This is a genomic window from Alkalihalobacillus sp. NPDC127517 (assembly GCF_050276055.1).
Taxonomy (GTDB): domain Bacteria; phylum Bacillota; class Bacilli; order Bacillales; family Bacillaceae_D; genus Alkalicoccobacillus.
The window spans coordinates 179,203-202,277 of sequence record NZ_JBNNQX010000004.1; the positions used below are offsets into that span (position 1 = coordinate 179,203).

At 40.5% G+C, this 23,075-nt stretch carries 27 protein-coding genes and 1 riboswitch; of the genes, 10 read left to right on the plus strand and 17 right to left on the minus strand.

Features of this window, described 5'->3' with window-relative positions:
• Positions 1-2 precede the first annotated feature (2 nt).
• A complete protein-coding gene (locus tag ACQKKO_RS06755; protein ID WP_498645549.1) occupies positions 3-431 on the plus strand; it encodes an SA1362 family protein in 429 nt (142 codons plus the stop codon).
• 18 nt (positions 432-449) lie between these two features.
• Here ACQKKO_RS06755 and ACQKKO_RS06760 read toward each other — a convergent pair whose 3' ends face one another.
• The 3 genes from ACQKKO_RS06760 to splB form a co-directional block, all read right to left on the minus strand.
• Positions 450-1,340: a patatin-like phospholipase family protein gene (locus ACQKKO_RS06760; RefSeq protein ID WP_498645552.1), complete on the minus strand. Its 891-nt coding sequence runs from the start codon at positions 1,338-1,340 to the stop codon at positions 450-452.
• A 113-nt stretch (positions 1,341-1,453) separates the two neighbouring features.
• The gene (gene mntR, locus ACQKKO_RS06765) at positions 1,454-1,888 is read right to left on the minus strand and encodes a transcriptional regulator MntR (RefSeq protein ID WP_479825081.1); all 435 of its coding nucleotides are present in this window, start codon (positions 1,886-1,888) and stop codon (positions 1,454-1,456) included.
• 124 nt (positions 1,889-2,012) lie between these two features.
• The gene (gene splB / locus ACQKKO_RS06770) at positions 2,013-3,038 is read right to left on the minus strand and encodes a spore photoproduct lyase (RefSeq protein WP_479825079.1); all 1,026 of its coding nucleotides are present in this window, start codon (positions 3,036-3,038) and stop codon (positions 2,013-2,015) included.
• Positions 3,039-3,219: 181 nt separating this feature from the next.
• On the opposite strand from splB, the gene dat reads away from it, so the two are divergent.
• Positions 3,220-4,092: a D-amino-acid transaminase gene (gene dat, locus ACQKKO_RS06775; protein WP_498645555.1), complete on the plus strand. Its 873-nt coding sequence runs from the start codon at positions 3,220-3,222 to the stop codon at positions 4,090-4,092.
• Positions 4,093-4,306: 214 nt separating this feature from the next.
• Here the strand turns inward: dat and ACQKKO_RS06780 are convergent, their stop codons facing one another.
• From ACQKKO_RS06780 to ACQKKO_RS06790, 3 genes are all read right to left on the minus strand, one after another.
• Positions 4,307-5,152 (minus strand): SDR family oxidoreductase, encoded by an 846-nt coding sequence (locus ACQKKO_RS06780; RefSeq protein WP_498645557.1) that lies wholly within the window; start codon positions 5,150-5,152, stop codon positions 4,307-4,309.
• The gene (gene helD / locus ACQKKO_RS06785) at positions 5,149-7,482 is read right to left on the minus strand and encodes an RNA polymerase recycling motor HelD (RefSeq protein ID WP_498645559.1); all 2,334 of its coding nucleotides are present in this window, start codon (positions 7,480-7,482) and stop codon (positions 5,149-5,151) included. Before helD ends, ACQKKO_RS06780 begins: the two co-directional genes overlap by 4 nt.
• 182 nt (positions 7,483-7,664) lie before the next feature.
• Positions 7,665-8,504 (minus strand): lipoate--protein ligase family protein, encoded by an 840-nt coding sequence (locus ACQKKO_RS06790; protein WP_498645561.1) that lies wholly within the window; start codon positions 8,502-8,504, stop codon positions 7,665-7,667.
• Positions 8,505-8,651: 147 nt separating this feature from the next.
• Here ACQKKO_RS06790 and ACQKKO_RS06795 point away from each other — a divergent pair, with 147 nt between their 5' ends.
• From ACQKKO_RS06795 to ACQKKO_RS06815, 5 genes are all read left to right on the plus strand, one after another.
• Positions 8,652-9,035 (plus strand): rhodanese-like domain-containing protein, encoded by a 384-nt coding sequence (locus ACQKKO_RS06795; protein WP_498645563.1) that lies wholly within the window; start codon positions 8,652-8,654, stop codon positions 9,033-9,035.
• Between the two features lie 127 nt (positions 9,036-9,162).
• On the plus strand, positions 9,163-9,858 hold the full coding sequence (locus tag ACQKKO_RS06800) for a response regulator transcription factor (protein WP_498645565.1): 696 nt from the start codon (positions 9,163-9,165) through the stop codon (positions 9,856-9,858).
• The gene (locus ACQKKO_RS06805) at positions 9,855-11,216 is read left to right on the plus strand and encodes a HAMP domain-containing sensor histidine kinase (RefSeq protein ID WP_498645567.1); all 1,362 of its coding nucleotides are present in this window, start codon (positions 9,855-9,857) and stop codon (positions 11,214-11,216) included. Before ACQKKO_RS06800 ends, ACQKKO_RS06805 begins: the two co-directional genes overlap by 4 nt.
• On the plus strand, positions 11,209-11,898 hold the full coding sequence (locus ACQKKO_RS06810; protein ID WP_498645569.1) for a PepSY domain-containing protein: 690 nt from the start codon (positions 11,209-11,211) through the stop codon (positions 11,896-11,898). Before ACQKKO_RS06805 ends, ACQKKO_RS06810 begins: the two co-directional genes overlap by 8 nt.
• A gap of 95 nt (positions 11,899-11,993) precedes the next feature.
• Entirely contained in the window at positions 11,994-12,734 is a 741-nt protein-coding gene (locus ACQKKO_RS06815) for a PepSY domain-containing protein (protein WP_498645571.1), read from the plus strand.
• Between the two features lie 56 nt (positions 12,735-12,790).
• Here the strand turns inward: ACQKKO_RS06815 and gcvPB are convergent, their stop codons facing one another.
• Genes gcvPB through gcvT form a run of 3 tightly spaced genes read right to left on the minus strand, consistent with a single transcriptional unit; the run spans position 12,791 to position 16,713 of the window.
• The gene (gcvPB, locus tag ACQKKO_RS06820) at positions 12,791-14,254 is read right to left on the minus strand and encodes an aminomethyl-transferring glycine dehydrogenase subunit GcvPB (RefSeq protein WP_498645573.1); all 1,464 of its coding nucleotides are present in this window, start codon (positions 14,252-14,254) and stop codon (positions 12,791-12,793) included.
• A complete protein-coding gene (gene gcvPA / locus ACQKKO_RS06825; RefSeq protein ID WP_498645575.1) occupies positions 14,251-15,594 on the minus strand; it encodes an aminomethyl-transferring glycine dehydrogenase subunit GcvPA in 1,344 nt (447 codons plus the stop codon). Before gcvPA ends, gcvPB begins: the two co-directional genes overlap by 4 nt.
• 15 nt (positions 15,595-15,609) lie before the next feature.
• Positions 15,610-16,713, minus strand: coding sequence for a glycine cleavage system aminomethyltransferase GcvT (gene gcvT / locus ACQKKO_RS06830; RefSeq protein WP_498645577.1), 1,104 nt, complete (start codon positions 16,711-16,713; stop codon positions 15,610-15,612).
• A gap of 165 nt (positions 16,714-16,878) precedes the next feature.
• Positions 16,879-16,972, minus strand: a riboswitch (glycine riboswitch).
• A gap of 157 nt (positions 16,973-17,129) precedes the next feature.
• Here gcvT and ACQKKO_RS06835 point away from each other — a divergent pair.
• Together ACQKKO_RS06835 and ACQKKO_RS06840 are read left to right on the plus strand one after the other, a co-directional pair.
• Complete coding sequence (locus tag ACQKKO_RS06835) at positions 17,130-18,806, plus strand: DEAD/DEAH box helicase (protein WP_498645579.1); 1,677 nt, start codon at positions 17,130-17,132, stop codon at positions 18,804-18,806.
• Positions 18,784-19,605, plus strand: a complete 822-nt coding sequence (locus tag ACQKKO_RS06840) for a YqhG family protein (protein ID WP_498645583.1) — start codon at positions 18,784-18,786, stop codon at positions 19,603-19,605. Before ACQKKO_RS06835 ends, ACQKKO_RS06840 begins: the two co-directional genes overlap by 23 nt.
• Positions 19,606-19,623: 18 nt before the next feature.
• Here ACQKKO_RS06840 and ACQKKO_RS06845 read toward each other — a convergent pair whose 3' ends face one another.
• Positions 19,624-19,803: a DUF2759 family protein gene (locus ACQKKO_RS06845; protein ID WP_498645585.1), complete on the minus strand. Its 180-nt coding sequence runs from the start codon at positions 19,801-19,803 to the stop codon at positions 19,624-19,626.
• Positions 19,804-19,917: 114 nt separating this feature from the next.
• On the opposite strand from ACQKKO_RS06845, the gene ACQKKO_RS06850 reads away from it, so the two are divergent.
• On the plus strand, positions 19,918-20,553 hold the full coding sequence (locus tag ACQKKO_RS06850) for an MBL fold metallo-hydrolase (RefSeq protein ID WP_498645587.1): 636 nt from the start codon (positions 19,918-19,920) through the stop codon (positions 20,551-20,553).
• Positions 20,554-20,599: 46 nt separating this feature from the next.
• Here ACQKKO_RS06850 and ACQKKO_RS06855 read toward each other — a convergent pair whose 3' ends face one another.
• The 7 genes from ACQKKO_RS06855 to comGC form a co-directional block, all read right to left on the minus strand.
• Positions 20,600-20,848, minus strand: a complete 249-nt coding sequence (locus ACQKKO_RS06855; protein ID WP_203090729.1) for a DUF2626 domain-containing protein — start codon at positions 20,846-20,848, stop codon at positions 20,600-20,602.
• A gap of 138 nt (positions 20,849-20,986) precedes the next feature.
• The gene (locus tag ACQKKO_RS06860; protein ID WP_498645590.1) at positions 20,987-21,163 is read right to left on the minus strand and encodes a YqzE family protein; all 177 of its coding nucleotides are present in this window, start codon (positions 21,161-21,163) and stop codon (positions 20,987-20,989) included.
• A 57-nt stretch (positions 21,164-21,220) separates the two neighbouring features.
• Positions 21,221-21,592: a competence type IV pilus minor pilin ComGG gene (gene comGG / locus ACQKKO_RS06865; protein ID WP_498645592.1), complete on the minus strand. Its 372-nt coding sequence runs from the start codon at positions 21,590-21,592 to the stop codon at positions 21,221-21,223.
• Positions 21,582-22,094: a competence type IV pilus minor pilin ComGF gene (locus ACQKKO_RS06870; RefSeq protein ID WP_498645594.1), complete on the minus strand. Its 513-nt coding sequence runs from the start codon at positions 22,092-22,094 to the stop codon at positions 21,582-21,584. The genes comGG and ACQKKO_RS06870 overlap by 11 nt, the downstream gene beginning before the upstream one ends.
• Entirely contained in the window at positions 22,015-22,413 is a 399-nt protein-coding gene (locus ACQKKO_RS06875; protein ID WP_498645596.1) for a prepilin-type N-terminal cleavage/methylation domain-containing protein, read from the minus strand. Before ACQKKO_RS06875 ends, ACQKKO_RS06870 begins: the two co-directional genes overlap by 80 nt.
• Positions 22,319-22,753, minus strand: a complete 435-nt coding sequence (gene comGD / locus ACQKKO_RS06880) for a competence type IV pilus minor pilin ComGD (protein WP_498645598.1) — start codon at positions 22,751-22,753, stop codon at positions 22,319-22,321. Before comGD ends, ACQKKO_RS06875 begins: the two co-directional genes overlap by 95 nt.
• The gene (gene comGC, locus ACQKKO_RS06885) at positions 22,753-23,064 is read right to left on the minus strand and encodes a competence type IV pilus major pilin ComGC (protein ID WP_498645600.1); all 312 of its coding nucleotides are present in this window, start codon (positions 23,062-23,064) and stop codon (positions 22,753-22,755) included. Before comGC ends, comGD begins: the two co-directional genes overlap by 1 nt.
• Positions 23,065-23,075 lie beyond the last annotated feature (11 nt).

The window sequence follows — 23,075 nt, forward strand, 5'->3', positions numbered from 1 at the left end:
GAATGCGCAAATTCTTTAACGTTGCCTTTCCATTTATCATTATTTTAGCTGTTATTGGATTTGTTTTTACTGTGATAAATAATCCTATGCAGATTGTGCAATCTATTTTATTCCTTGCTGGTTTTATTGCACTCTTCTATTTAGGTTATCGTTTTTACTTATCAAGAAAATATGGGATGCCATTCCTTCGATCCGGTTCTAAGGATGGTCCAACTAGAGCTCAGCTAAAGAAAGCAAAACGAACCAGCTCGGTTCGTTCTGCCGGTCCAACTAACCATACAAAAGTGAAACCAAATAGCACGACTCAGATGAAACGGAATCATAAACCATTTAAGAAAACACCGAAACGAAGATCCGGTCCAACCTTAACGGTCATTGAGGGCAAGAAAAATAAAACGAAACCAAAGAAAAAGAATCGTGCATCCTTTTAGCACGATTCTTTTTTGCTCTTAAAACGACCAGCGACTTAGAAATTTAGTTGTTTTGGCCTCACCAAGCTTAATGAGTTCTTCTTTTTCAATTGGCGTTAAATCAAAATCAGTTGCTTTAACGTCAGTTACAGGAATAAAAATTACGTTCTGTGCATCCTCTTCCTCAATATGCCTTGCATCATGAGCAGCTGTCATTGTATCGAATACAGCTTTATAAAGATCAATTGCATTTTTGATGCGATGAGGCGGCTGATCTTCTATTTTCGGTTTGAGCTGCAACCCGATAACAGGACGTCTCCACGTATTTTTTTCACCATCTCGAAACAACCAGATCGGAAAATTGCTTAATAAGCCACCATCTACAATATATGAATAATGCCCCGAGCGATCGTACAATTTAACAGGCTCAAAAAAATAAGGGATACTGCAACTCATTCGAATGGCTTTTGCCACAGAAAATGATTCAGCTCTTATACCATACTTATCTAAGTCATCCGGTAGGACAACCATTTGACCTCTTGAAAGATCGGACACGACTACGCGTAACGACTGCTCAGGTAAATCACCAAAAGTCACAATACCTTTCGCTTTTAGTAAGTCGCGGATCCACGCTTCAAGGGCATCACCTCTATACAATCCTAGCTTCATATAGACATTGATCCATTTAAGAACCGTGAATGGAAGGAAGGATATCCGATCATCCTTAAACGAATCAATATCAATTTGATCAAGAATGGTCATCATTTCCTCACTTGTATAACCTGCTTTGACTAGCGCCGCAACAATTGAACCTGCACTGGTTCCAGCAACACGTTCAAATTCATAGCCCTTTTCCTCAAGCACCTTTAACGAACCAAGAAAGGCAAACGCTTTAACTCCCCCACCAGCAAAAACAGCATCAATTTTCAAGTGGAATCTCCTCCTATATACATCGTATGTATGCCATAACCATCGTATGTAGGTGATAAACGGGTTCAACGCAAAAACAGCATCAAAAAGTGTCGACTTTTTGATGCTGTTTCTTAGTTTTGATTGGTTTCTTCTTCATTTTTCCGTTGCACTTCACGTAACTCTGTCACACGTTCTTCTTTCTCTGTGAAAAATTGCACGACATCCCCAATACGATCAATGGCATCCCAGCTTATATGATGCTCAATTCCCTCAACGTCTTGATAGATGTGCTCTTTGTCAACACCAATAATTGTCATGAACTCTTCTAACAGTTCATGGCGGTACACAAGTCTTTTTCCGATTTTATTACCTTTTGCAGTTAAAATTAAGCCTCTATAACGCTCATAAACAAGATACTCACTTTTATCTAGCTTTTGGACCATTTTTGTGACGGAAGAAGGATGCACCTCAAGCGCCTCAGCAATATCCGATACTCTGGCATAGCCTTTCTCTTCAATCAACATATATATTCGCTCCAGATAATCTTCCATGCTTGGTGTAGGCATAGGGTCCCCTCCAATTTATCAACGCACAGATACAACACACGCATCCGAACTTATAGTAAAACCACCATCTATTTTACTATACTTGGGGGTAAATAAACAGTACAAATCGAGATCAGCTTGCTAATTACGTGAAGTATTCTAACTTCGCTTCTGGAAAATACTTATCAATATATGTTTGTATCGTGTCTTTAAGCTGACCTGCTTCATCATCTTTATACACATACTTTGTGCGTCCATATTTTCCCCATTTTACTTTACGATCTTCTTCATTCATTTCAAGCTTTGACTTCGGATACCGTTTCTGAATGATTCGTTTTGCCGTTTTTGTGAATCGATGCTGGATAAGCTCAAACGTAACATCCTTCTTGGCATATGTCGGCAGAATGGATTCTAACCGTTCAAACAATTCAAGATACCCTTTTTCCCAACCTTCGTACCAAACGATTGGCGCAACGATAAATCCAATTGGATAGTCTGCTTTGGCTACCTTTTGAGCCGCTTCAATTCGTTCAAGAAACGATGAAGTTCCAGGTTCAAAGTGCTTAATGACGTGATCCGAATTCACACTAAAGCGGAATCGTGTATTTCCGTTATGCTTTGCATCAAGCAAATGGTCCACATGATGATACTTCGTCACAAAACGCAAGCGCCCCCACTCTGTTTGGCCAATATGCTCAATTGTTTTCTTCAGAGAATGGGTTAGATGATCAAGTCCTACAATATCTGACGTACACGCCGCTTCAAAACGTGTAGGCTCTGGCGCTCGTTCCATCATATACTTATCCGCTGCATCAAAAATCTCGTCCAAATTTACATACGTGCGAATATACGGCTTATCTCCAAGCGTTGTCTGGAGATAACAGTAATGACAGTGACCCATACAACCTGTTGCAAGTGGGATGGCATATTCAGCTGACGGTTTTGATGTATCAAATTTCAATGTTTTTCGAACACCTATGACAAGCGTGGATTTGGCATTTCGATATTTTTGTAAATCATTTTTTCCTGGAATGTTTCGTACTTGGTTATGAGACGTTGTTTCTCGTATCTCAACGCCTTCTTTTTCAAATTTTTCTTTTAACTGTCTACCTAACGGATAGTCAAGAGCACCCGGCTCAATATAAACCAATTGCGGATAAAAAGCTTTCATGTTTGCACATCCTTTCGTACCTTTAGGGTGCGCTTGTATGAACCAAATGTTTGTGTAAGGTTCTGGTAATTTCACTCTAAGACTTTTCTTCATAGAGAATGTGGCGTAAAATGATTGACAATTTTTTTGGAACGTGTTCAGATTGTATGGAATTAATAAGTACATTGCGGAGGTCAAACAGATGAATTATGTAATAGATCATATGAACATTGTGCCTGAAAGTGAGGCTGGACTCTCGTTTAACGATCGATCTTATCACTTTGGGGACGGCGTCTATGAAGTCGTTCGAATTTATAATCAAACCCCATTCCAATTACATGAGCATTGGAATCGTTTGTTCCAGAGTGCAAAAAAACTCGATATGAATGTGACATTTACAGCTGAAGAATTAACAAACTTAACAAACAAATTAATTGAAGCAAACCAAGTGATTGATGGTGCGATATATATCCAAATTTCACGTGGTGCCACTCCAAGAAATCATCTCTATTCACGCGAGGAGACACCCGTTGTTACAGGATTCACAATGAATGCACCTGCTTCAAAACAAGAAGATGGCATTGCCGCTTGGGTAACGGATGACATACGCTGGCTCCGTTGTGACATTAAAACAGTGAACTTGCTCGGGAATGTCATGGCTAAACGTGAAGCCGCTGATGCCGATTGCCAGGAAGCCATCTTACATCGCGAAGGTACCGTTACAGAAGGCTCTTCTTCAAACTTATTTTTAGTTAACAACGGCACGTTATACACGCACCCTGCGACCAATCTAATTTTAAATGGCATTACGCGTCAGCTTGTCATCCAACTTGCTAAAGACGCAGGCTATTCAGTCATGGAAGAACCATTCCCGAAAGATGTTCTTGATCATGCTGAGGAAGCTTTTATCACAAGTACAACAAGCGAAGTAACTCCCGTTGTTGAGTTCAAAGGACAGATCACAGCTACGATGTCAATTGGTCCCGTCACAAGACATCTTCAAACATTGTTTAAAGAAGCCATCCAAAAAGAGCAGGAGCGCAAGGACGAGGAACCAACTGAAACAAACGAATAATGTACAGTAAAGAAGCTGGGGCATTACATTCAGGTCGATAGCAAAACTCGAACATAGCACAATATCCGCTACAGGAGAATCAGGTTCTCCTTCCACTTATTTTGTTAAATATACGAATGGCGAATGATTCAACTATAGAATCATTCGCCATTTTCTAATTGATTTTTAGTTATGTCTCAACCTCATCTTTTAAACAGCAAATAGAGAGCCAATCTTACTTTTTCCCGCTCATCTTCCTAAGCACGACGTATTCAATGACCCTCATTGGTAAAAGGGCTTTAAATAGAATCATCAGCCTTGTACTTTTACCAATCGGATACCTGAGCTTCGGACGGCTTACTTCAGAGATTGCAACAATTTTATGAGCCACTTCAATCGGGTCACCTGAAGAGGTCGCCGAATGAGAGGCTTGAGCGACCAAAGTCTGCGTAATTGCCTTGTAATCCTCATCATCAGAGAACTGCGCTTCCTCTAACCCCTTATCCCAAATGCTCGTCCGATAAGCTCCAGGCTCCACTAAACTAACATACACTCCAAATGGAAGCATTTCAAAACGCAAGGATTCACTAAAGCCCTCTAGAGCAAACTTTGAAGCGGAGTAAGGACCGAGTGCGGGAAATCCGAACCTCCCACTAATGCTGCTTAGCATAATGATTCTACCCCGCCTCTGTTTCCTCATGTCTGGTAAGAAAGCCTTAGTTACAGCAATGGCTCCAAGTACATTCGTATCAAATTGATTCTTCCATTTCTCCATTGACACACCTTCACTGGGACCACCTTGGCAATAACCTGCATTGTTAATGAGAACACCGACGGTTACCCCATCAGTATCAAGTTGTTGCTTGAGCTCTTTTAGATCAATTGCATTTGTTACATCAAGCTTTTTAATGATGATTTGCTCGTTAACATTGCGCTTTCGAGCTTCTTCTATCAATAACATGGCTTTTGCTGGATCACGCATCGTTGCAACGACAGTCCACCCATTTTCAGCAAATGCAACCGCTAAAAGCAAGCCAAATCCACTGTTTGCTCCTGTAATGAGCACACAGTCTTTCTTCATCTTGAAACATGCTCCATTTGATACGTCTCTTGTTTTGCTTCTTTTAAGAAAGAACAAGTCTCCCCAAGCGAGAAAAGAATGAGTTCGTGCATAGCTCTGGTACAGACCGTATAGAACAATGTCCGCTCATGTTCATGCGTGTAGATTTGATCGGATGCATCGTGTACAATAACTGCGTCAAATTCAATCCCTTTTGATAAATACGACGGAACCACGTGAATACCTTGTTCGAATTCATACGAGTCTTTCGTAAGTAATTTCAATGAGATTCGTTCATTCAACTTACTGTAGACTTCCTTGCTTTCCTCGGCTGTTTTCGTAATGATCGCAATGGATTGATGACCATGTTCCTTGAGTCGTTCTATATCGTGAATGATGACTTCTAGTAGCCCTTCTGAAGTGGAAACAACCTTTACTTCCGGCTTCTGCCCTTGACGATTAAACGGTTCAATTAAGTCACCTTTTGGAATCATCTGTTTAGTAAATTCAACAATGTCACTAGTAGATCGATAGCTTTTTGTTAAGTGCATGACGTTGTGTTGTTTCCCAGTATGGAGGCTTTCATCGAGCATCGTCCGTTGATGTTGAGACTGTGCATATACAGCTTGATTAATATCGCCTAAGATAGTCATTTGAGCGGTTGGATAGATTAATTTTAAGTACTCAAACTGAAACGGGGAATAATCCTGCGCCTCATCGATAAACACATGCTGAATGGCATGATTTGATTTACTGCCTGCAAGCTGATCTTTGACATACAAATAGGGCGTAACATCTTCAAAGCGAAGCAATCGGTCATTCAAATTTGTAAGTGTTTGTCTGCAGATGGTTTCCCAGTCATCAGGCGTATCCTCATGAGCTTGCTTAAAAAGGTTGACGAACATTCGATCAACATGAACAAAAGCCATTTTTTTAACTGCATTCTTCAACGGTTTAAATTGCTTTGCTACAATCTTTTTTGCTAATTGCTTGCGTTCAAACTTCGCTTCATCAAAATCTCCATCCTGATCCTCGTATTCCTGCTGATATTCTTTCCGTACTTCTTGAAATGCTTCTGCACCTAATAGTTCAATCTCATCTTCAACCCAACCATTATTTCGCTCCAATACCTCAAGACGTGTTAGTTTAATCAGCAGCCACTCTGCAGTGAGCTTCATTCGATTCGCCATTGAGATGGATTGATCTAACGAGTAGAAGTATGCACTGATACGCGAAGCATCGATTAACACTTCTCCCCGGAAACGAACCTGTTTAAATTGCATGCCTTGTTTTGATAATCGAGCTAGGTACCGATCAATAAGCGCTTTAAAAGCTAGGCTTGATTTGTACCGGATGCTTGAAACATTTTGATCGTATGTTGATTCATTAGAAAGAGTTAATAAATTTTCCGTTTGCGTAAATGCATCCTCTACTTCAAATGATTTACCAATGCGTTTTTGAACATATTGCTGGAAGGTGGTTTGCTCAATATTCTCTTCACCAAGCTCCGGTAGTACCTTTGAAACGTAGCTGTTAAATAACGGGTTTGGCGAGAAAAGCATCATTTGATTTGCTTGCAGTGTATCCATGTGACGGTAGAGGAGATAGGCCGCTCTTTGCAGGGCTGCTGATGTTTTCCCGCTCCCTGCTGCTCCTTGTACAACGAGATAACGACTAGACTCATCGCGAATCAAACGGTTTTGCTCAAGCTGAATCGTTGCAACGATACTCTTCATTTGAGGATTCGCTTCATTCCCTAACACTTCTTTAAGTAAATCATCGCCAATAGTTAAGCCGGTATCAAACATACTTACAATTGTTCCATTTTGAATGAGGAACTGACGCTTTTTAGTCATTTCACCCTTTGTTTTTCCTTCAGGAGATGTGTAATACGCTTCTCCTGGCGCAAAGTCATAATAAAGACTAGAGATAGGCGCTCTCCAATCATGGATTAAAAAGTTCTGTTTCTCTTCATCTAATAAGGATGCCACACCTAAATAAATAGGAACCGAATCGTCTTGACCCTCTTCTTTAAAGTCAATGCGTCCAAAATACGGTGAACTTTGGATCTTCTCTAACCGCCTAATCGTTTGGTCCATCGTTCCATGCGTTCGCTCTCGCTCACCAAGAAGCTCTGATTGCTGCTTTATACTTAAAACCGTTTCAAGCGCTTCCTCAGGATTGTCCATATTCACTGTGACATCTTCCCAAAAGGTTTTGCGCAACTGGATGATTTCAGATTTTGTTTTTTGATCGTGCTGTGTGAGCGCAGTGATCTCCCGCTTAACCTGCTCTTTAATTTGGTTGATCCGTTGCTGTTCCGACTCTTTAGAATGATTGGTTGTACTCATTCACTCACGCCCCTTAAAAAGTTACTTGACACCCTGATGGATGTTTGTTAAGATATAATAGAGATATACTGATTTCGAATATAATAAGTTAGACTTGAGCTCTTATCGTACCATGCAGACGTTGCAACAGCAAGGTCTTTTTTATATGAAGTATAGTCCCCTCTACTTGAGAGGGGATTTTTTTATCTTCTGAAATTCCATTCCTCTGTTGCGTATCTTTGATTAATGATTTGTTGAACCGCATGCTCTTCAGCCTCAGTCAGTTCATACGGTTCAAGCTGAATCGATAACCCTTTTTCAAATCCCTTTTTGAAGATCACACTTGCCTCTTCCACAGACATAGGCTTATCTCTTAACGTATTAATTGCTACTGCCTTATGTTTAAAATTGCGTTGCATCCGCTCTCTTAATCGTTCACTTGAATAATTAAATAGATCAAAGAGCTTGTCCTCATCTATATCGAGAATAATCGATCCGTGCTGCAAAATAACCCCTTTTTGTCTTGTTTGTGCACTCCCCGCTACCTTTCGTCCTTCCACAACTAATTCATACCAAGAAGGCGCATCAAAACAAACTGCAGAACGAGGATTCTTTAATGCTTCCTTATCAGCTTCTGAGGAAGGGATTGAAAAATACGCCTCTAACCCAGCCGCTTTAAATCCTTCAAGTAGACCTTCTGAAATGACTCGATAGGCTTCCGTGACTGAAACAGGCATTCTAGGATGTTCTTCTGATACGATAACACTATATGTAAGCTCTTGATCATGTAATACGCCACGTCCACCGGTTGGCCTTCTAATAAAACCTAGTTGATGATCGTTAACAGCGTTCATATTAATTTCTTTCTCAACTTTTTGAAAATACCCAATAGAAAGCGTCGCTGGATTCCAGCCGTAAAATCGAATGGTTGGTGGAATCTTACCCTCACTATGCCAATTCAACAAAGCTTCATCTAAAGCCATGTTGTACTCAGGAGAACGTTTGCCAGAATCAATGAATCTCCACACTTCAGTGTTTTTCATCTCTTTATGACCCCTTTCACTCTACTTCAGTGTATCAAAACTGTGGCGAATCAGCCAAGAAATTGGTGAACACGTTGCCAAAACGTGTTTTGAGCTTTATAATTTAGTAGAAAAGTTTTTTAGTTGAAGGAGCGTGCACCACCCGTTATGGATTTCCAGATTGTTTTAATTATCATCTTAGCAGCACTAATCGTGTTTTTAGTGGTTAGACGATTCTATACACCTAAGTATATTAAAAATTTAACCCAAGAAGAATTTATTAAAGGCTATCGTAAAGCACAGTTAGTTGACGTTAGAGAGCCTAGAGAGTATGACGGTGGACATATCCTTGGCGCTCGAAACATTCCAATGTCTCAAATTCGTCAACGCATCAACGAATTCCGTACGGATCAGCCAATTTATATCTACTGCCAATCAGGTGCTAGAAGTAGACAAGCTGCAAGCATCATACGTAAAAAACGTGGAAACACTGATATTTATCAATTAAAAGATGGCTTCCGTAAATGGTCAGGTAAGATTAAAAAGAAATAATGTAACCTAAACGCTCCTTCACTTAAAGTGAAGGAGCGTTTTTGTAGTAAAATACCTTCGCTTGCTAAGACGTGGAACTCATTGTACAGTATCTTTACAAACTTGTAGGTTGAGGTGGTATGCGAGAATGTTGGATGAAACTCGAATATTGATTGTTGAAGATGAACTGAGTATCGCTCGTATCCTTAAGTTAGAGCTAGAGCATGAAGGGTACCAAACCGAAACCGCTCCAGATGGATTAAAGGCATGGGAAATGATTCAAAACCATTCATGGTCACTTCTTTTATTAGACGTGATGTTGCCAGGTCTGAGTGGCATGGAAGTTCTAAGACGACTACGTGATCGGAATGATCAAACTCCTGTCATTATGCTAACAGCTCGTGACACGGTGATTGATAAAGTTTCTGGTTTGGACTTAGGTGCCAACGACTATGTAACAAAACCTTTTGATATCGAAGAACTTCTGGCACGTATTCGCGTCCACTTAAGGGGAGTTCAAACACTTAAACAAGAAGAGAATCAATTAAAAATTGCTGATTTAGAGATAAATACATCTTCTCATGAGGTTACACGAGCAAAAAAAGAGATTTCACTCACTGCTCGTGAATATGAATTGCTGCTATTTTTCGTCAATCACCCCCATCAAGTCCTCAGTCGTGATCAGCTCCTACAAAAAGTATGGGGTTATGATTATTTGGGAGATTCGAATATTGTTGATGTGTACGTTCGATACCTCCGCCAAAAAATTGATAAGGATGTATCACATAAGCTCATTCATACAGTTCGAGGCGCGGGGTATATGTTAAAGGACCAGAACGCATGAGGCTTCAACGTCGAATTATAGTCGTATCTACTGTTGGTCTTTTTTTGATCCTGTTACTCGTGAATAGTGCTGTGTATCTTTTTTTCAAACAATTTATGGAGCAATCCGAACTTACTCAGATTAAAGACCAAGGTCAGTCTATTGTTGAAACCATTGGAGATCACCAAAACCCAAGTGTATTAATAGACAACTATATCATTGGAGACGCTATGCTTCGTGTCATACGCCCGGGCGATCAAATTGAAAAGGTTCTTACAAAGTCACGCGAGTATCGACAGATCCCTACAACCTATTCCGAAAGCGAAAAATCCTTGATTGTTCACTTTGAAAACAGGGATTACGCAGTATATAAACAGCCTTTCATTTGGAATGATGGGACCGTTGTAACTCTAGAGTATGTAGAATCGATTTCTCACTATTCAAATGCTCTCAGTCTATTACGAACCGTACTAATAACTGCTTCTGTCCTAGTTTTAATACCTTCGGTTTTTGCGAGTGTATGGCTTAGTCGATTTATCTTAACTCCTATACGTGCACTGATTAAAACAATGAACGAAATTAGGAGCAACGGAACGTTTAAAAAAATGGACGTCTCTTCCAAAAATAAAGATGAGTTAACTCAGATGCGTATCACGTTTAACCAAATGATTGACCTGCTAAAAGATAATTTCGAAAAGCAACAGCAATTTGTTTCTGATGCTTCACATGAGTTAAAAACACCACTCACTGTTATTGAAAGTTATTCCACACTGCTTAAGCGCTGGGGAAAAAAAGATCCTGCCATTCTAGATGAAGCGGTTGAAGCCATTTATTCAGAAGCACTTCGAATGCGAGGAATGACGCAACAAATGCTTGATCTAGCACAAGGAGATCAGTATTCGACTCAACCATTAACGAAACTAAATGCAACTGATATTACACAAGAGACAGCTGAACGATTAAGCCGATCGTTTAACCGAGACATTCATTTCGTTGCAAAAGAGCCCATTTCATTCCTGGGGCAGGAGGATCTTTTCAAACAATTGCTTTTTATTTTGATTGAAAATGCAATTAAATATAGCAAAAAAGACATTCTTATCAGGCTGTATACCAATCAAAAATCCCTAACCCTTGAGATTGAAGACAAGGGTATTGGCATTCCTGAGAATGAGCAAACCGCTATATTTGAGCGTTTTTACCGCGTATCAGAAGACCGGAATCGGGAATCAGGAGGCTCCGGACTGGGACTCTCTATCGCCCAAAAGATAGTAGAGCAATTCCAAGGTACCATCCATGTTAAAAGTGAAATGGGGGTAGGATCCTCCTTTATCGTGAATATCCCCATAAGGCCATCTAAGGAGCTGTCTCCACATGATTAACTATCCCGTACGAATGATTCTTTCTATAGCTATACTTACTGGGATTGGTTTTGCCATCTACTTACTGTTCCCATCCTCTGATTCTTCATTGACTTTAGAGAAGGCAGCTGAACAGATTGAAGCTCAATATGGAAGTACCCCTGATGAAATTACTTTAGATGATGGGGTTTATACTGCTTTAATTGAGCGAAAAGAGGGTCATTATAAGGTTGAACTGAGCGAAGAGACAGGATCTATTCTTTCTTTAGTTTTAATTGAAACGATTGCAGGTCAACCGATAGGAGAATCTATATCCGCGAGTGACGCCCGGGAACTGATTCTTGAACTACTCCCTCCTCCAGCTACTATAAAAGACTTAGAGCTTCTCGAAATGGAGGACCCTCCTGTTTGGGAAGCAGAAGTTGAATTCATGGACAGAGGTGGCGAGATTACTCTTCATGCAGAAACAGGAGAAGTCATTCGAAATTCGTTTGAAGAAGATCTCTCACCGTCTTATCTATCAGAACAAGAAGCTATAAATATTGCTCTTCAAGAAATTAATGGCGTGGTGGATGATGTGGATCTTGAAGAGTCCGATGGAAGAATGGTCTATGAGATTGAGATAGAGGATCAGGATACGGATGAGGACGTAACGGTCATTATCGATGCAGTCACCGGACAAATCATACAATTTGAATATTAATCGTTCTCTCATTAAATTCTAATGTTCCATTCATTCTCCTTTCATGTTGAGTTACTATACTGCATATATAGCCAATCAATGAAAGGAAGATGAATATGAAAAAGCCAATGATTTTGACATTAACAACGCTACTGGCGATTGGAGGAACATCTGTTGCGATTGCATCAACAGGAGCAAATGCAACGGAAACGGAACCAACTCTGTCTTTAAATTCTAAGGAGAAGCCCGTGAATGAACAAGAGGCTTCTGCTTTAGCCGAAGCATTTATCGGAGGAAACGTGACAGATATTGAAAAGGATGATGACGGCACCATTGAGATTGAAGTGAAACGTGATAGAGAAGAATTTGATGTAGAGATTCTTCAACAAACTGGCCAAATTATAAATGTCGATGGGAATCTCTTGAAGATTGATCCTACAAATCAAGAGATCATTTCTGTAGAAGAAGCAGAAACAGCTGCAAAAAAAGCGGTTAATCAAGAGGACATCGTGAAAGTTGAACTTGAAGTAGATTACGGACTATATGTATATGAGATTGAATTTAATGTAGATGGTGAAGATGAAGATGTCAAAATCAATGCTGAAACAGGATCCATTATCTCAATGGATGATGCTTTTAAAGCGAATCTCCATGAGCAAGGAGATCTAATCTCTATAGATGAAGCCAAATCAATAGCAACTAGTGAGTTTGATCAACAAGCAACTGTAACAGAAATCGACCTTGATACGGATAACGGTTTATCTATATATGAAATGGAGTTACTAGTTGACGGTGTTGAATATGATGTTGAGATCGACGCTGTCTCAAAATCAATCCTTAAAAATGAAAGAGATTGAAGTGAAATCAAAAAACAAGGAAGGCTCAGAGCCTTCCTTGTTTTTTCCTTTAACCGTTATTCAGCTTTTTGATAACGTAACACTGGCTTACGTGCAGCTAGCGTTTCATCTAAACGTCCGATCACTGTGTGATGAGGAGCTTCTTGAACAATTTCAGGATTCTCTTCTGTTTCTTTAGCAATTTGAATCATCGCTTCAATAAACTCATCTAATGTTTCTTTCGACTCTGTCTCTGTTGGCTCAATCATCATGCATTCCTCTACATTTAGCGGGAAGTAAATCGTTGGTGGATGGTATCCGAAATCAAGAAGTCTTTTAGCGATATCAAGTGTACGTACACCTAGCTTCTTCTGGCGTTTGCCTGATAGGACAAATTCGTGTTTGCAATGCTGTGTATAAGGTAAATCATAATGAGGAGCTAGGCGTCTCATCATGTAGTTAGCGTTTAATACTGCGAACTCTGACACTTGTCGTAAGCCTTCAGGACCCATTGTACGAATATACGTGTATGCACGGACATTAATTCCGTAGTTTCCGTAATAAGGCTTCACGCGGCCAATTGAGTTCGGTCGATCGTAATCGAAATCGTACCCATTTTCTGTTTTAACTAGTAAAGGCTTAGGCAGGAATTCGATTAGATCCTTCTTCACACCGACTGGTCCAGATCCAGGACCGCCGCCACCGTGAGGTCCGGTAAATGTTTTGTGTAAATTTAAGTGAACTACGTCAAAGCCCATGTCTCCAGGTCTTGCAATTCCTAGAATGGCATTTGAGTTCGCCCCATCATAGTAGAGCTTTCCGCCCGCTTCGTGGATAATAGAAGCCATTTCTACAATATAGCTTTCAAATAATCCAAGTGTATTCGGGTTTGTAAGCATTAAGGCCGCTGTTTCTTCACTTACGACTTCACGTAAATGGTCAAGATCTACTAATCCGTGTTCATCAGTCCGTACAGTGATTGATTCAAAGCCCGCAACCGTAGCTGAAGCTGGGTTTGTACCGTGTGCCGAATCCGGAACGATGACCTTAGTACGACGAGCGTCCCCTCTCGCTTCATGGTACGCGCGGATCATCATGAGTCCAGTCCACTCTCCATGTGCTCCGGCAGCTGGTTGAAGCGTAACCTCGTCCATTCCGGTAATTTCAGCAAGTGACGTTTGTAGGTTATGAAGTAACTCCAAAGAGCCTTGCACTTGTTTTACTGGCTGATACGGGTGCACATTAGCAAGCCCATCAATACGTGCAACATCCTCATTAATCTTTGGATTGTACTTCATGGTACATGAGCCAAGCGGATAAAAACCTGAATCTACGCCATGATTCCGTTTCGATAACGCAGTGTAGTGACGCATAATTTGAAGCTCTGATACTTCAGGAAGCTCAGGCTCTTGGGTCCGAATATATTCATCAGGTATAAGTGAGCTAAGATCTACTTCCGGGATATCAAGATCTGGCAAGCTATGTCCAACACGTCCTGGTTTGCTTAATTCAAAAATCAATGCTTGGTTATCTGTGCTCATTGTAATGCCCCCAATTCACTCGCAAATGCATCTAGCTCTTCTTTCGTGCGTACCTCAGTTACACAAAGTAACATTTGACCTTTAAGTGACTGATCGTCACGTTCCAATTCATATCCTCCAATAAACCCTTTCTCAAGAAGCGTTTCATTTACTTCTTTTACAGATTGGTTTAATTGAATAACAAATTCATTAAAAGTTGGACCTTCATGAACAATGTGAATGCCTTCTTCTTTAAGCTTTGCTTTTAAATAAGCAGCTTTTTGTACATTTTGATAGGCCATGTCTTTTACGCCTTTTTTACCAATAGCCGTCATGGCCACAGATGCGGCAAGCGCATTTAATGCCTGGTTTGAGCAGATATTAGATGTCGCTTTGTCACGACGAATATGCTGTTCACGTGCTTGAAGAGTTAACACAAATCCGCGCTGTCCTTGATCATCAACGGTTTGCCCAACTAAGCGACCTGGAACCTTACGCATTAATTTCTTTGTTGTTGCAAAGTATCCACAATGCGGTCCACCAAATTGCATTGAGATACCAAATGGCTGTGCATCTCCAACCACAATATCTGCACCGAATTCACCTGGTGATTTAAGCAAGCCAAGCGCAAGCGGATTACTTGATACAGCAAGTAAGGCTTTTCCTTGATGAGTAATAGCTTCAATGTCTGCAAGAGGTTCTACATGGCCAAAGAAGTTAGGATATTGAACAAGCACACAAGCCGTATCATCATTATAATGTTCTTTCAAAAGATCTAAATCAGTTACTCCATTTTTTGTATCAATCTCAATCACTGTTAATCCTTGGCCATATGCATTTGTTTTAAGCACGTCGCGGGCTTCTGGATGAACAGCTTTTGATACAAGAATGGTTTTCTTTTTCGTATGACCGCAGCTCATCATAGCCGCTTCAGCCAATGACGTTGGCCCATCATACATAGAAGAATTCGCAAGATCCATTCCTGTTAGTTCACAAATCATACTTTGGAATTCAAAGATGGCTTGAAGTTCTCCTTGGGAGATCTCAGGCTGATACGGTGTATATGCTGTGTAAAATTCAGAACGTGAAATCACATGATTCACAATTGAAGGAATGTAGTGATCGTACACGCCTGCCCCTAGGAATGACGGCACGCTTTTTGTAGACGTATTCTTTGCGGCAAGTCCGTTAAAGAATTTAAGCAGTTCAGGTTCTTTTAATGCTTTTTCAATATTTAACTGCCCTTTAAAGCGAATATCGTTTGGGATATCAGCAAATAATTCTTCAATTGAAGCAACACCAATCGTCTGAAGCATTTCATCGCGATCCGTTTCTGTCATTGGTAAGTAACGATTATTCATATTCAACAAATCCTCCTATGGACGTGGTCGTTTGTAAAATGGAGTGCCTACAACTTCAGCTTGTATACGCTTCTTACGTATTTGAACTTCTACATTTGTGCCTAGCTCCGTATAACGAGTATCAAGTATCGCAAGGCCAATGTTTTTACCTAGAGTAGGAGATTGTGTACCTGTTGTCACAAATCCAATCTGTTCTTCACCTACATAAACTTCATACCCCGCTCTCGGAATCCCTTTATCAAGCATTTCAATTCCGACAAGCTTGCGAGTAAGACCGTCTTCTTTTTGTTTCTTAAGTGCTTCTTGTCCGATAAAAGGTTCTTCTTTGTTTACTTTTACCGCAAAACCGATGCCGGCTTCAAGTGGCGAGATGTCTTTTGTTAACTCTTGTCCGTATAATGCGAGCTTTGCTTCAAAGCGAAGCGTATCTCGTGCTCCTAGTCCACATGGGACAAGTCCTTCAGATTCTCCAGTAGAGAGAAGCTGTGTCCAAAGTGTTTGTGCATCTTCTGAAGCAACATAGAGCTCAAAACCATCTTCGCCTGTATAACCCGTTCTAGAAAGGAGAGCTTTCACTCCCGCTACAGTAACTTGGGTCTTAAAGCGGAACGGACGGATCTCATCAAGCGGTTCATCTGTTACCTGTTGAAGAATGGATTCAGCTTGCGGCCCCTGGATAGCAAGTAAAGCCATTTGATCTGACACATTTTTCATTTCAACAGTGCTGGGCTTATGTTGAATCATCCAATCCCAGTCCTTATCAATATTTGAAGCATTTACAACCACAAGATAGTCATTGGCCGCTTTTCGGTAGACTAATAAGTCATCAACGGTTCCACCATGTTCATAGCACATCGCTGTATAGATGGCTTGCTCATCAACGAGCTTTGAAAGATCGTTTGTGAGAAGTTTTTGTAAAAAATCTAGTGAATCTTCTCCCGTCACCTCAAATTCACCCATGTGAGATACGTCAAATAAACCGGCTTTGGTTCTGACTGCCGCGTGTTCAGCCTTAATACTACTAAATTGAACAGGCAGTGCCCATCCTCCAAAATCAATTGTTTTAGCATTGTACTCCTGATACAAATCATGTAATGGGGTTTGTTTTAAGTCAGCCATGCTTCTCCTCCTGATGAACGAATAGTTTGAACTATTAAACAAAAAAGGACAGACTGATACACGATAACTTGTGTATCACCCTGTCCTTGGACCAGAAAGTTTCACTCGGCTGGTTGCCGAATTGTCTTCGTGGGTGGCTTGCAAAGCAAGCTCTCTCCAGAGCTGCGTCACGTAAAAGTCTGTTTGCCTGAGAGATTCACATCACTGCTTGCTCCTTCGGCGTCGGGCCGTTTCGCCCGATCTCTCCCCTTACCTTCATCCGCAAAAAAGATTCGATTATGTTTTTTCAAAATTGGTACATACTACTAATATTCATGTTGCTCTATACACTGTATATCCTATCAATAGTCCTCATATGGCGCAACGATTTTTTTTAAAAGATGTCGAACGATTACGTTAAAAGGAGACCGCAGCTCATGACAGTTCCTATACATTTTGATGATTCATGGCGTTTTGAATTTCTTCACCGGCTTGATTCTGATGGTCAATGGGCCAGTTGGGAAAACTATTGTTTAGCCTATGAAGCTCACCACTATCAGAAAGTTGCAGATTTTCATGGCTTATTGGCTCCTGCACACTTACCCCAGCTCGAACCATTCCCTCATCAATTAGAGGTGGCTAAAACAGTGATTGAAGAAATGAACGGGAAAGCCATTCTCGCTGATGAAGTAGGGCTTGGGAAAACCATTGAAGCCGGTCTCATTCTGAAGGAATATATGATTCGAGGGTTAGCAAAAAAAATCTTGATTCTAGTTCCTGCCTCACTCGTAAGTCAGTGGGCCGTAGAATTAAATAGCAAATTTTATATTCCTGCCATTCCTCAAAAAAAATCATATGTGTGGGAACAATGCGATGTCGTTGTTGCATCAATCGATACTGCCAAACGACAGCCACACCGAGATCTTGTGCTTAACCAGTCCTATGACCTAGTTATTATTGATGAAGCACACAAACTGAAAAACCCAAACACTAAAAACTATGAGTTTATTCGTAGTCTTAAGAAAAAGTTCTGTTTGCTCTTAACGGCCACACCTGTCCAAAACAAATTAGAAGAAATCTTTAATCTTGTTTCCCTTTTAAAACCTGGTCATCTAGGAGACTTAACTAGCTTTGAAAAAGAATTCCGTTCAAACGGACGCTCTCCTAAAAATGACGAGAAGCTGCGTGCATTAGTAAATAAAGTAATGGTTCGAAACCGTCGCGAGGAAACCGGAATTAAGTGGACAAAACGAATTGTTGAAACGGTTCCTATTACCTTTAGTGAAGAAGAAAGAGCATTGTATGACGCCATCTCGCAAATGGGCGCGAACCACTTCTCCCTGCTTACACTAAAGCGTGAAATATGCTCTAGCCGCGAAGCGACATTTATGACATTAAAAAAACTGATTGAAAAAGCAGAAGAGGAAGGTAAAGACAACAAAGAAGCAACGGCTCTCCTAGAGCAAGCTGCAAAGGTTGAGCGACATGCCAAAGCTGAGAAAGCACTTGAACTCATTAAAAAGATTGATGGAAAAGTGATTATCTTTACTGAATATCGGGCTACACAGCTTTACCTCCAATGGTATCTAAAACAAAATGGTATTGTATCCGTACCGTTCCGAGGCGGATTTAAACGTGGAAAAAAAGATTGGATGAGAGAGCTTTTCAAAAATCATGCACAAGTACTAATTGCAACTGAAGCCGGAGGTGAAGGAATTAACCTTCAATTCTGTAGTCATATTATTAATTACGATCTCCCATGGAATCCAATGAGAATTGAACAGAGAATCGGACGAATTCATCGATTAGGTCAGCAGCACGATGTACGTATTTATAACTTCGCCGTCCAAAACACGATCGAACAAAAAATACTAGATCTACTCTATGACAAAATTCACTTGTTTGAAAAAGTCATTGGCCAATTAGATGAAATATTAACACGTATTCAACTACCGAATATCGATGAATATGTGAAGGATGTGATTCTGCATTCTGATTCAGACGGTGAGGTCAATATCAAATTATCTCATCTCGCCTCCGTTATGAACGACGCAGCAAAAGAAAGTGAAGATGAGAACGAGGAGGGGTATCATGAATCAGTCCGAAGTTCGTAAGTACGTAGAGCGGTATTTTGAAGCGAATGACTGTCCTCCTGTAGAACGTCAACCAGACTTTTTAACCGTTCAATTATCCATTGATATGGATAAATTACTTATGAACCGCCCTTTTTACTGGCACTACTTAGAAAAAACCGGTGGTTCACCTAATCCAATGAAAATGACGCTCATTACAGAATCCACGTCGAACACAAAGGAAATGAAGGGAGAATATATTCATTTTGGCTCTCCTCGTCTCCATCAACTATTTCAATCAACAAAATCACTCGGGTCTTTTATCAGAATGTATGAAGATGTTCAGGTGAGCCGGGGTCAATCAACTCCGCTTCAACCGTGGATCAATGTAAATGCAAAGGTATCGTTTCAATGCGATCGAAAAAAGGATGTTATTCTATCATTAGGATTAAATCTCATTCACGGACAGATTGTGACTGATTTCCATGCGAAAATGATGGAAATTCCGCTCACCCCTAAGCTTCCGGATTATTGTTTTACAATGGCTTCCCTTATTAAGCCTGCCAGTGGTCTCATTCGCTTGCAGAAAATGATACAAACCTTTGCTAACAATGAGCCCGACGATTGGGCCGTCCAAGCAAGGCAACGGTGGCAGCAGGATACAGAGTTACTTGAGAGTTTTTATGAAGAATACGCGGAGAAACCAGAAAGCTATCAGTTAGAAAAAGAGGCATTACGAGAACAGTATGAACCTCGAATTGAAGTAGAGATGATTAACGGGGGACTCTTCTTCCTGCAACAGCAAGTATTCACACAAAAAAATGGACATCTCGCTAATTGAGCGAATGTCCATTTCTCCTTACGGGGCACCTTCTCCAGTAGTAATTAATGAGTACAACGTCATTACGGAGAAAAACCCAAAAACTAAAACCGTTACAAACGAAAATCCTACAGCAAACAAGTTCATCCGTTTCATTTCACGAATTCCACCAATCACCGCAAGAATCGTAATAATAAAACACACGATGGCAAGAAACAAATTGAATTCCTCCTTCCACTTACTTCGTACCATTCACAAACGTGAATGTTTTGAACACTCCTAGAAAAACAGTTATGATACGTATATACACTTATTTTCACAAGGAGGATCAATATGACTTGGACCCAACTTCCGCTCGGACCTATTCAAACAAACGCGTACATTTTAACAAATTCTGAAGGTGACGCACTTATTTTCGATCCAGGTGGTGATGCGGACACATTACTTCAATGGTTACAGGATAAAGAGATCACCCCGCTCGCCATTTTACTTACACACGCTCACTTTGATCACATTGGAGCAGTAGACGCTGTTCGGGATGCCTATTCAATCCCATTGTATCTTCACAAAAACGAAGAAAACTGGCTTGAAGATCCTGAGCTTAATCGGTCCACTGCGTTTCTTGGTCGAACAAAGGTAACAGCCAGACCCGCAGAACAGATCATTGAAGGTGAACAAGTGCTACAGATTGGTTCATTCACCTGCAACGTCCTTGAAACACCTGGTCACTCACCTGGAAGCGTGTCCTTCTATTTTGAAAACGAAGGCATTGTCTTTTCAGGAGATGCATTGTTCGCAAGTAGTATTGGCCGTACCGATCTACCGGGAGGGAACCATCAACAGCTTCTCGAAAGCATCCATTCAAAGTTAATGGACTTGCCCGAGCAAACCATCGTCGCATGTGGTCATGGTCCTACAACTACCATTTTAAGAGAGATGGATTCAAACCCCTTCTTAAACGCATTGTAATAAATCAACCGGTGAAGCCTCTCGTACGAGAAGCTCTCCGGTTTTTTTAATGGTGTCCTCCAAAGCTTGGGACAAGAACAAAGGTTGAGTAATACGTAAAGCCAACAAAAAAGATTGTTAAATACGCGCCAAATATGTAGATATATACTCGCTCTGATAGATACAAATAACTTAAAGCAAGCAGGATCGCTGTTTGAGCAAAGAAAAGTAAAGCCATACTATGCATGTCTCCAGCAAAAAACAGTACAGCAAAGATTCCTGTCCAAAAAGCGAGCACACGATACATCCGTTCCATATGCTGTGCCTCCTTCATTAATGTATGCGATTACTAATGATTGCTTCTCTATTATATACCCTAATTTTCCCGTTTGTAAATGCTTTCGCCGCTTCTCATTTTTGAATGTTGGAAGCGGCGTCTATTTAATGGACGATGTTATTTTCTGCGAAAAAACCATCCAATCGCCATCGGTATAATCCCGAACGCCCGAAAAGATAAAGATGCACGTGCTGACTTACGTTGTTTTCGTTCTTGCTTGCGCAATGTAGTCGGCTTATCCATCTGAATGACTGCCTGCTGGGTAATAAATTTGACTAAATCCTGTAATGACAACTTTTCACTTCCCCCGCGACTTTTACCCCTAGTGTGCCCCATTCCCTCATGTTTAAGTCAATCCATATCTCGAAAAGTACTGATGGTTCTATTATCCATGTTGTAATGCATAATTGACCATCTCTTATGGGTCTCACCAATTTTAGCGTGTAACTCTACCTTAAGTTCTCCATCAGTATGTCCAAGCATTGTATACGTAACTGATCCTACTTCATATTGAAAACTACCTTGTTCATGAGCTATGTTTGGTTGCTGCAAAAAATCAACCACTGCCATTTGCATGAGATGGTCCATTTGCATAAGCTTTTCCTGCTCAAAAACAAACCGCTTTTCTAACTCGTACAATTGAATGGCATATAAACAGGATAGTGTGAGCACCGCTACAAGTAGCAACGTAACAGGATAGGCAAATCCCTTTTCACTGTTCATATTGAATACTCACTTTGCTAAACATGCTGCTCATTGAACGCTCGAATTCAAGACCATGCTTCATGACCGTTACACAACTTAATCTCTCTTCCGCATCTATCTCACATGTAAATGATTGAACTGAATCAAGCATCGGGACATACCCTCTCCCTTGAACAAATCGATAAATCGATTCTGTTGATAAATCGTAACGGATCTCCTCCTCTTTTATAAATAAACTCAACGTGTTTTCCTTCACAATGATCTCCTCAGCCCCTCGCACCTCGGAATGCAATTGATTATAAAACACTTGCAACTCAAAGCTTGAGTCATGTTTATAAAAAGGGGACCATGCGATTGAAGTGACAATAAGAGGAACTAAACTAACAATTAGAAGCGTTAAACCAAAAGCAATTGATGCTTCAAGGAGTGTGAATCCTTTTTCATTTTTTAGTATAAAGACAGCTTTCGTAATATCTCGAATTCGCTCCTTCCCACTTAAGACAGAATTGAGTTGAACCATCTACAACAACGTTTTGCTCTAAGTGATAGAGCGAGTGACTGAAAGATGCTGGAGAATCGCCATGCGTAAATGCAAGAGCAAGCTCTTCAAGCAAATAAATCGCTTCCTCCTGTTGTGTAATGACCACTCTTTCTTGATAGACTTTTATGAGAACAGGAAGAATAAAGATTGTGACGATCGACAACAGAACAAGAGAAATCATCACTTCAATTAACGTAAAGCCATTACGTTTGCTTTGAATAACGTATTCTCCCCTTTCCAAGATGGAGAGTATAGATATAGTGTTGTCGATTCGTTCGTAACGAGATGGTTCCAGCATATCTGGGATTGCCCACACGATTAAACATAACTAATGGACCTGTCAAAGACAGAGGTCTAATCTGCATGTCGCTCGTAGCATAAGGTCGTTCAAGATACGATTCCCTATTTAACAGACGAATATGATAGGCTTTTTCTGTAGGGAGAACAAGGGTTATTTCCCCTCTAGCCATTGCCAATTGTTGAGCTAATATGAGATCCTGTTTCAACTGCCAGGACACGTACTCTGATTCATGGGTTTCTCGTACATTGGAAAAAGCAAGCATCGGAAGGATTGTGAGGACAGAAAGAAGTGTGAGAGTAATAAGCATTTCAATTAATGTATATCCTTGCTCATTCATTAAGAGGGTTTGATAACTACAAGTTGGTTATTCAGCTCTAATAGGTCACCATTTGGGCAACTACCTTGATCTGCATATCCCCCATCTAGTAAATCGTCAATGGATGACGGGGCAACACCCTCTTCAATCTGATAGACCGAGACTTGAGACTGGAGTAGTTTTAACGTAGCTTCGCATCCTTTTTCATTCGCTACTTCATTGTTTTTTGTCATATTTGGAATGGCGATTAACAGAAGAATGGAGATAATCATTAACACAACTAACATTTCAACAAGCGTAAATCCTTTTTTACAACGTAACCATTTTTTCATCGATCGATCGC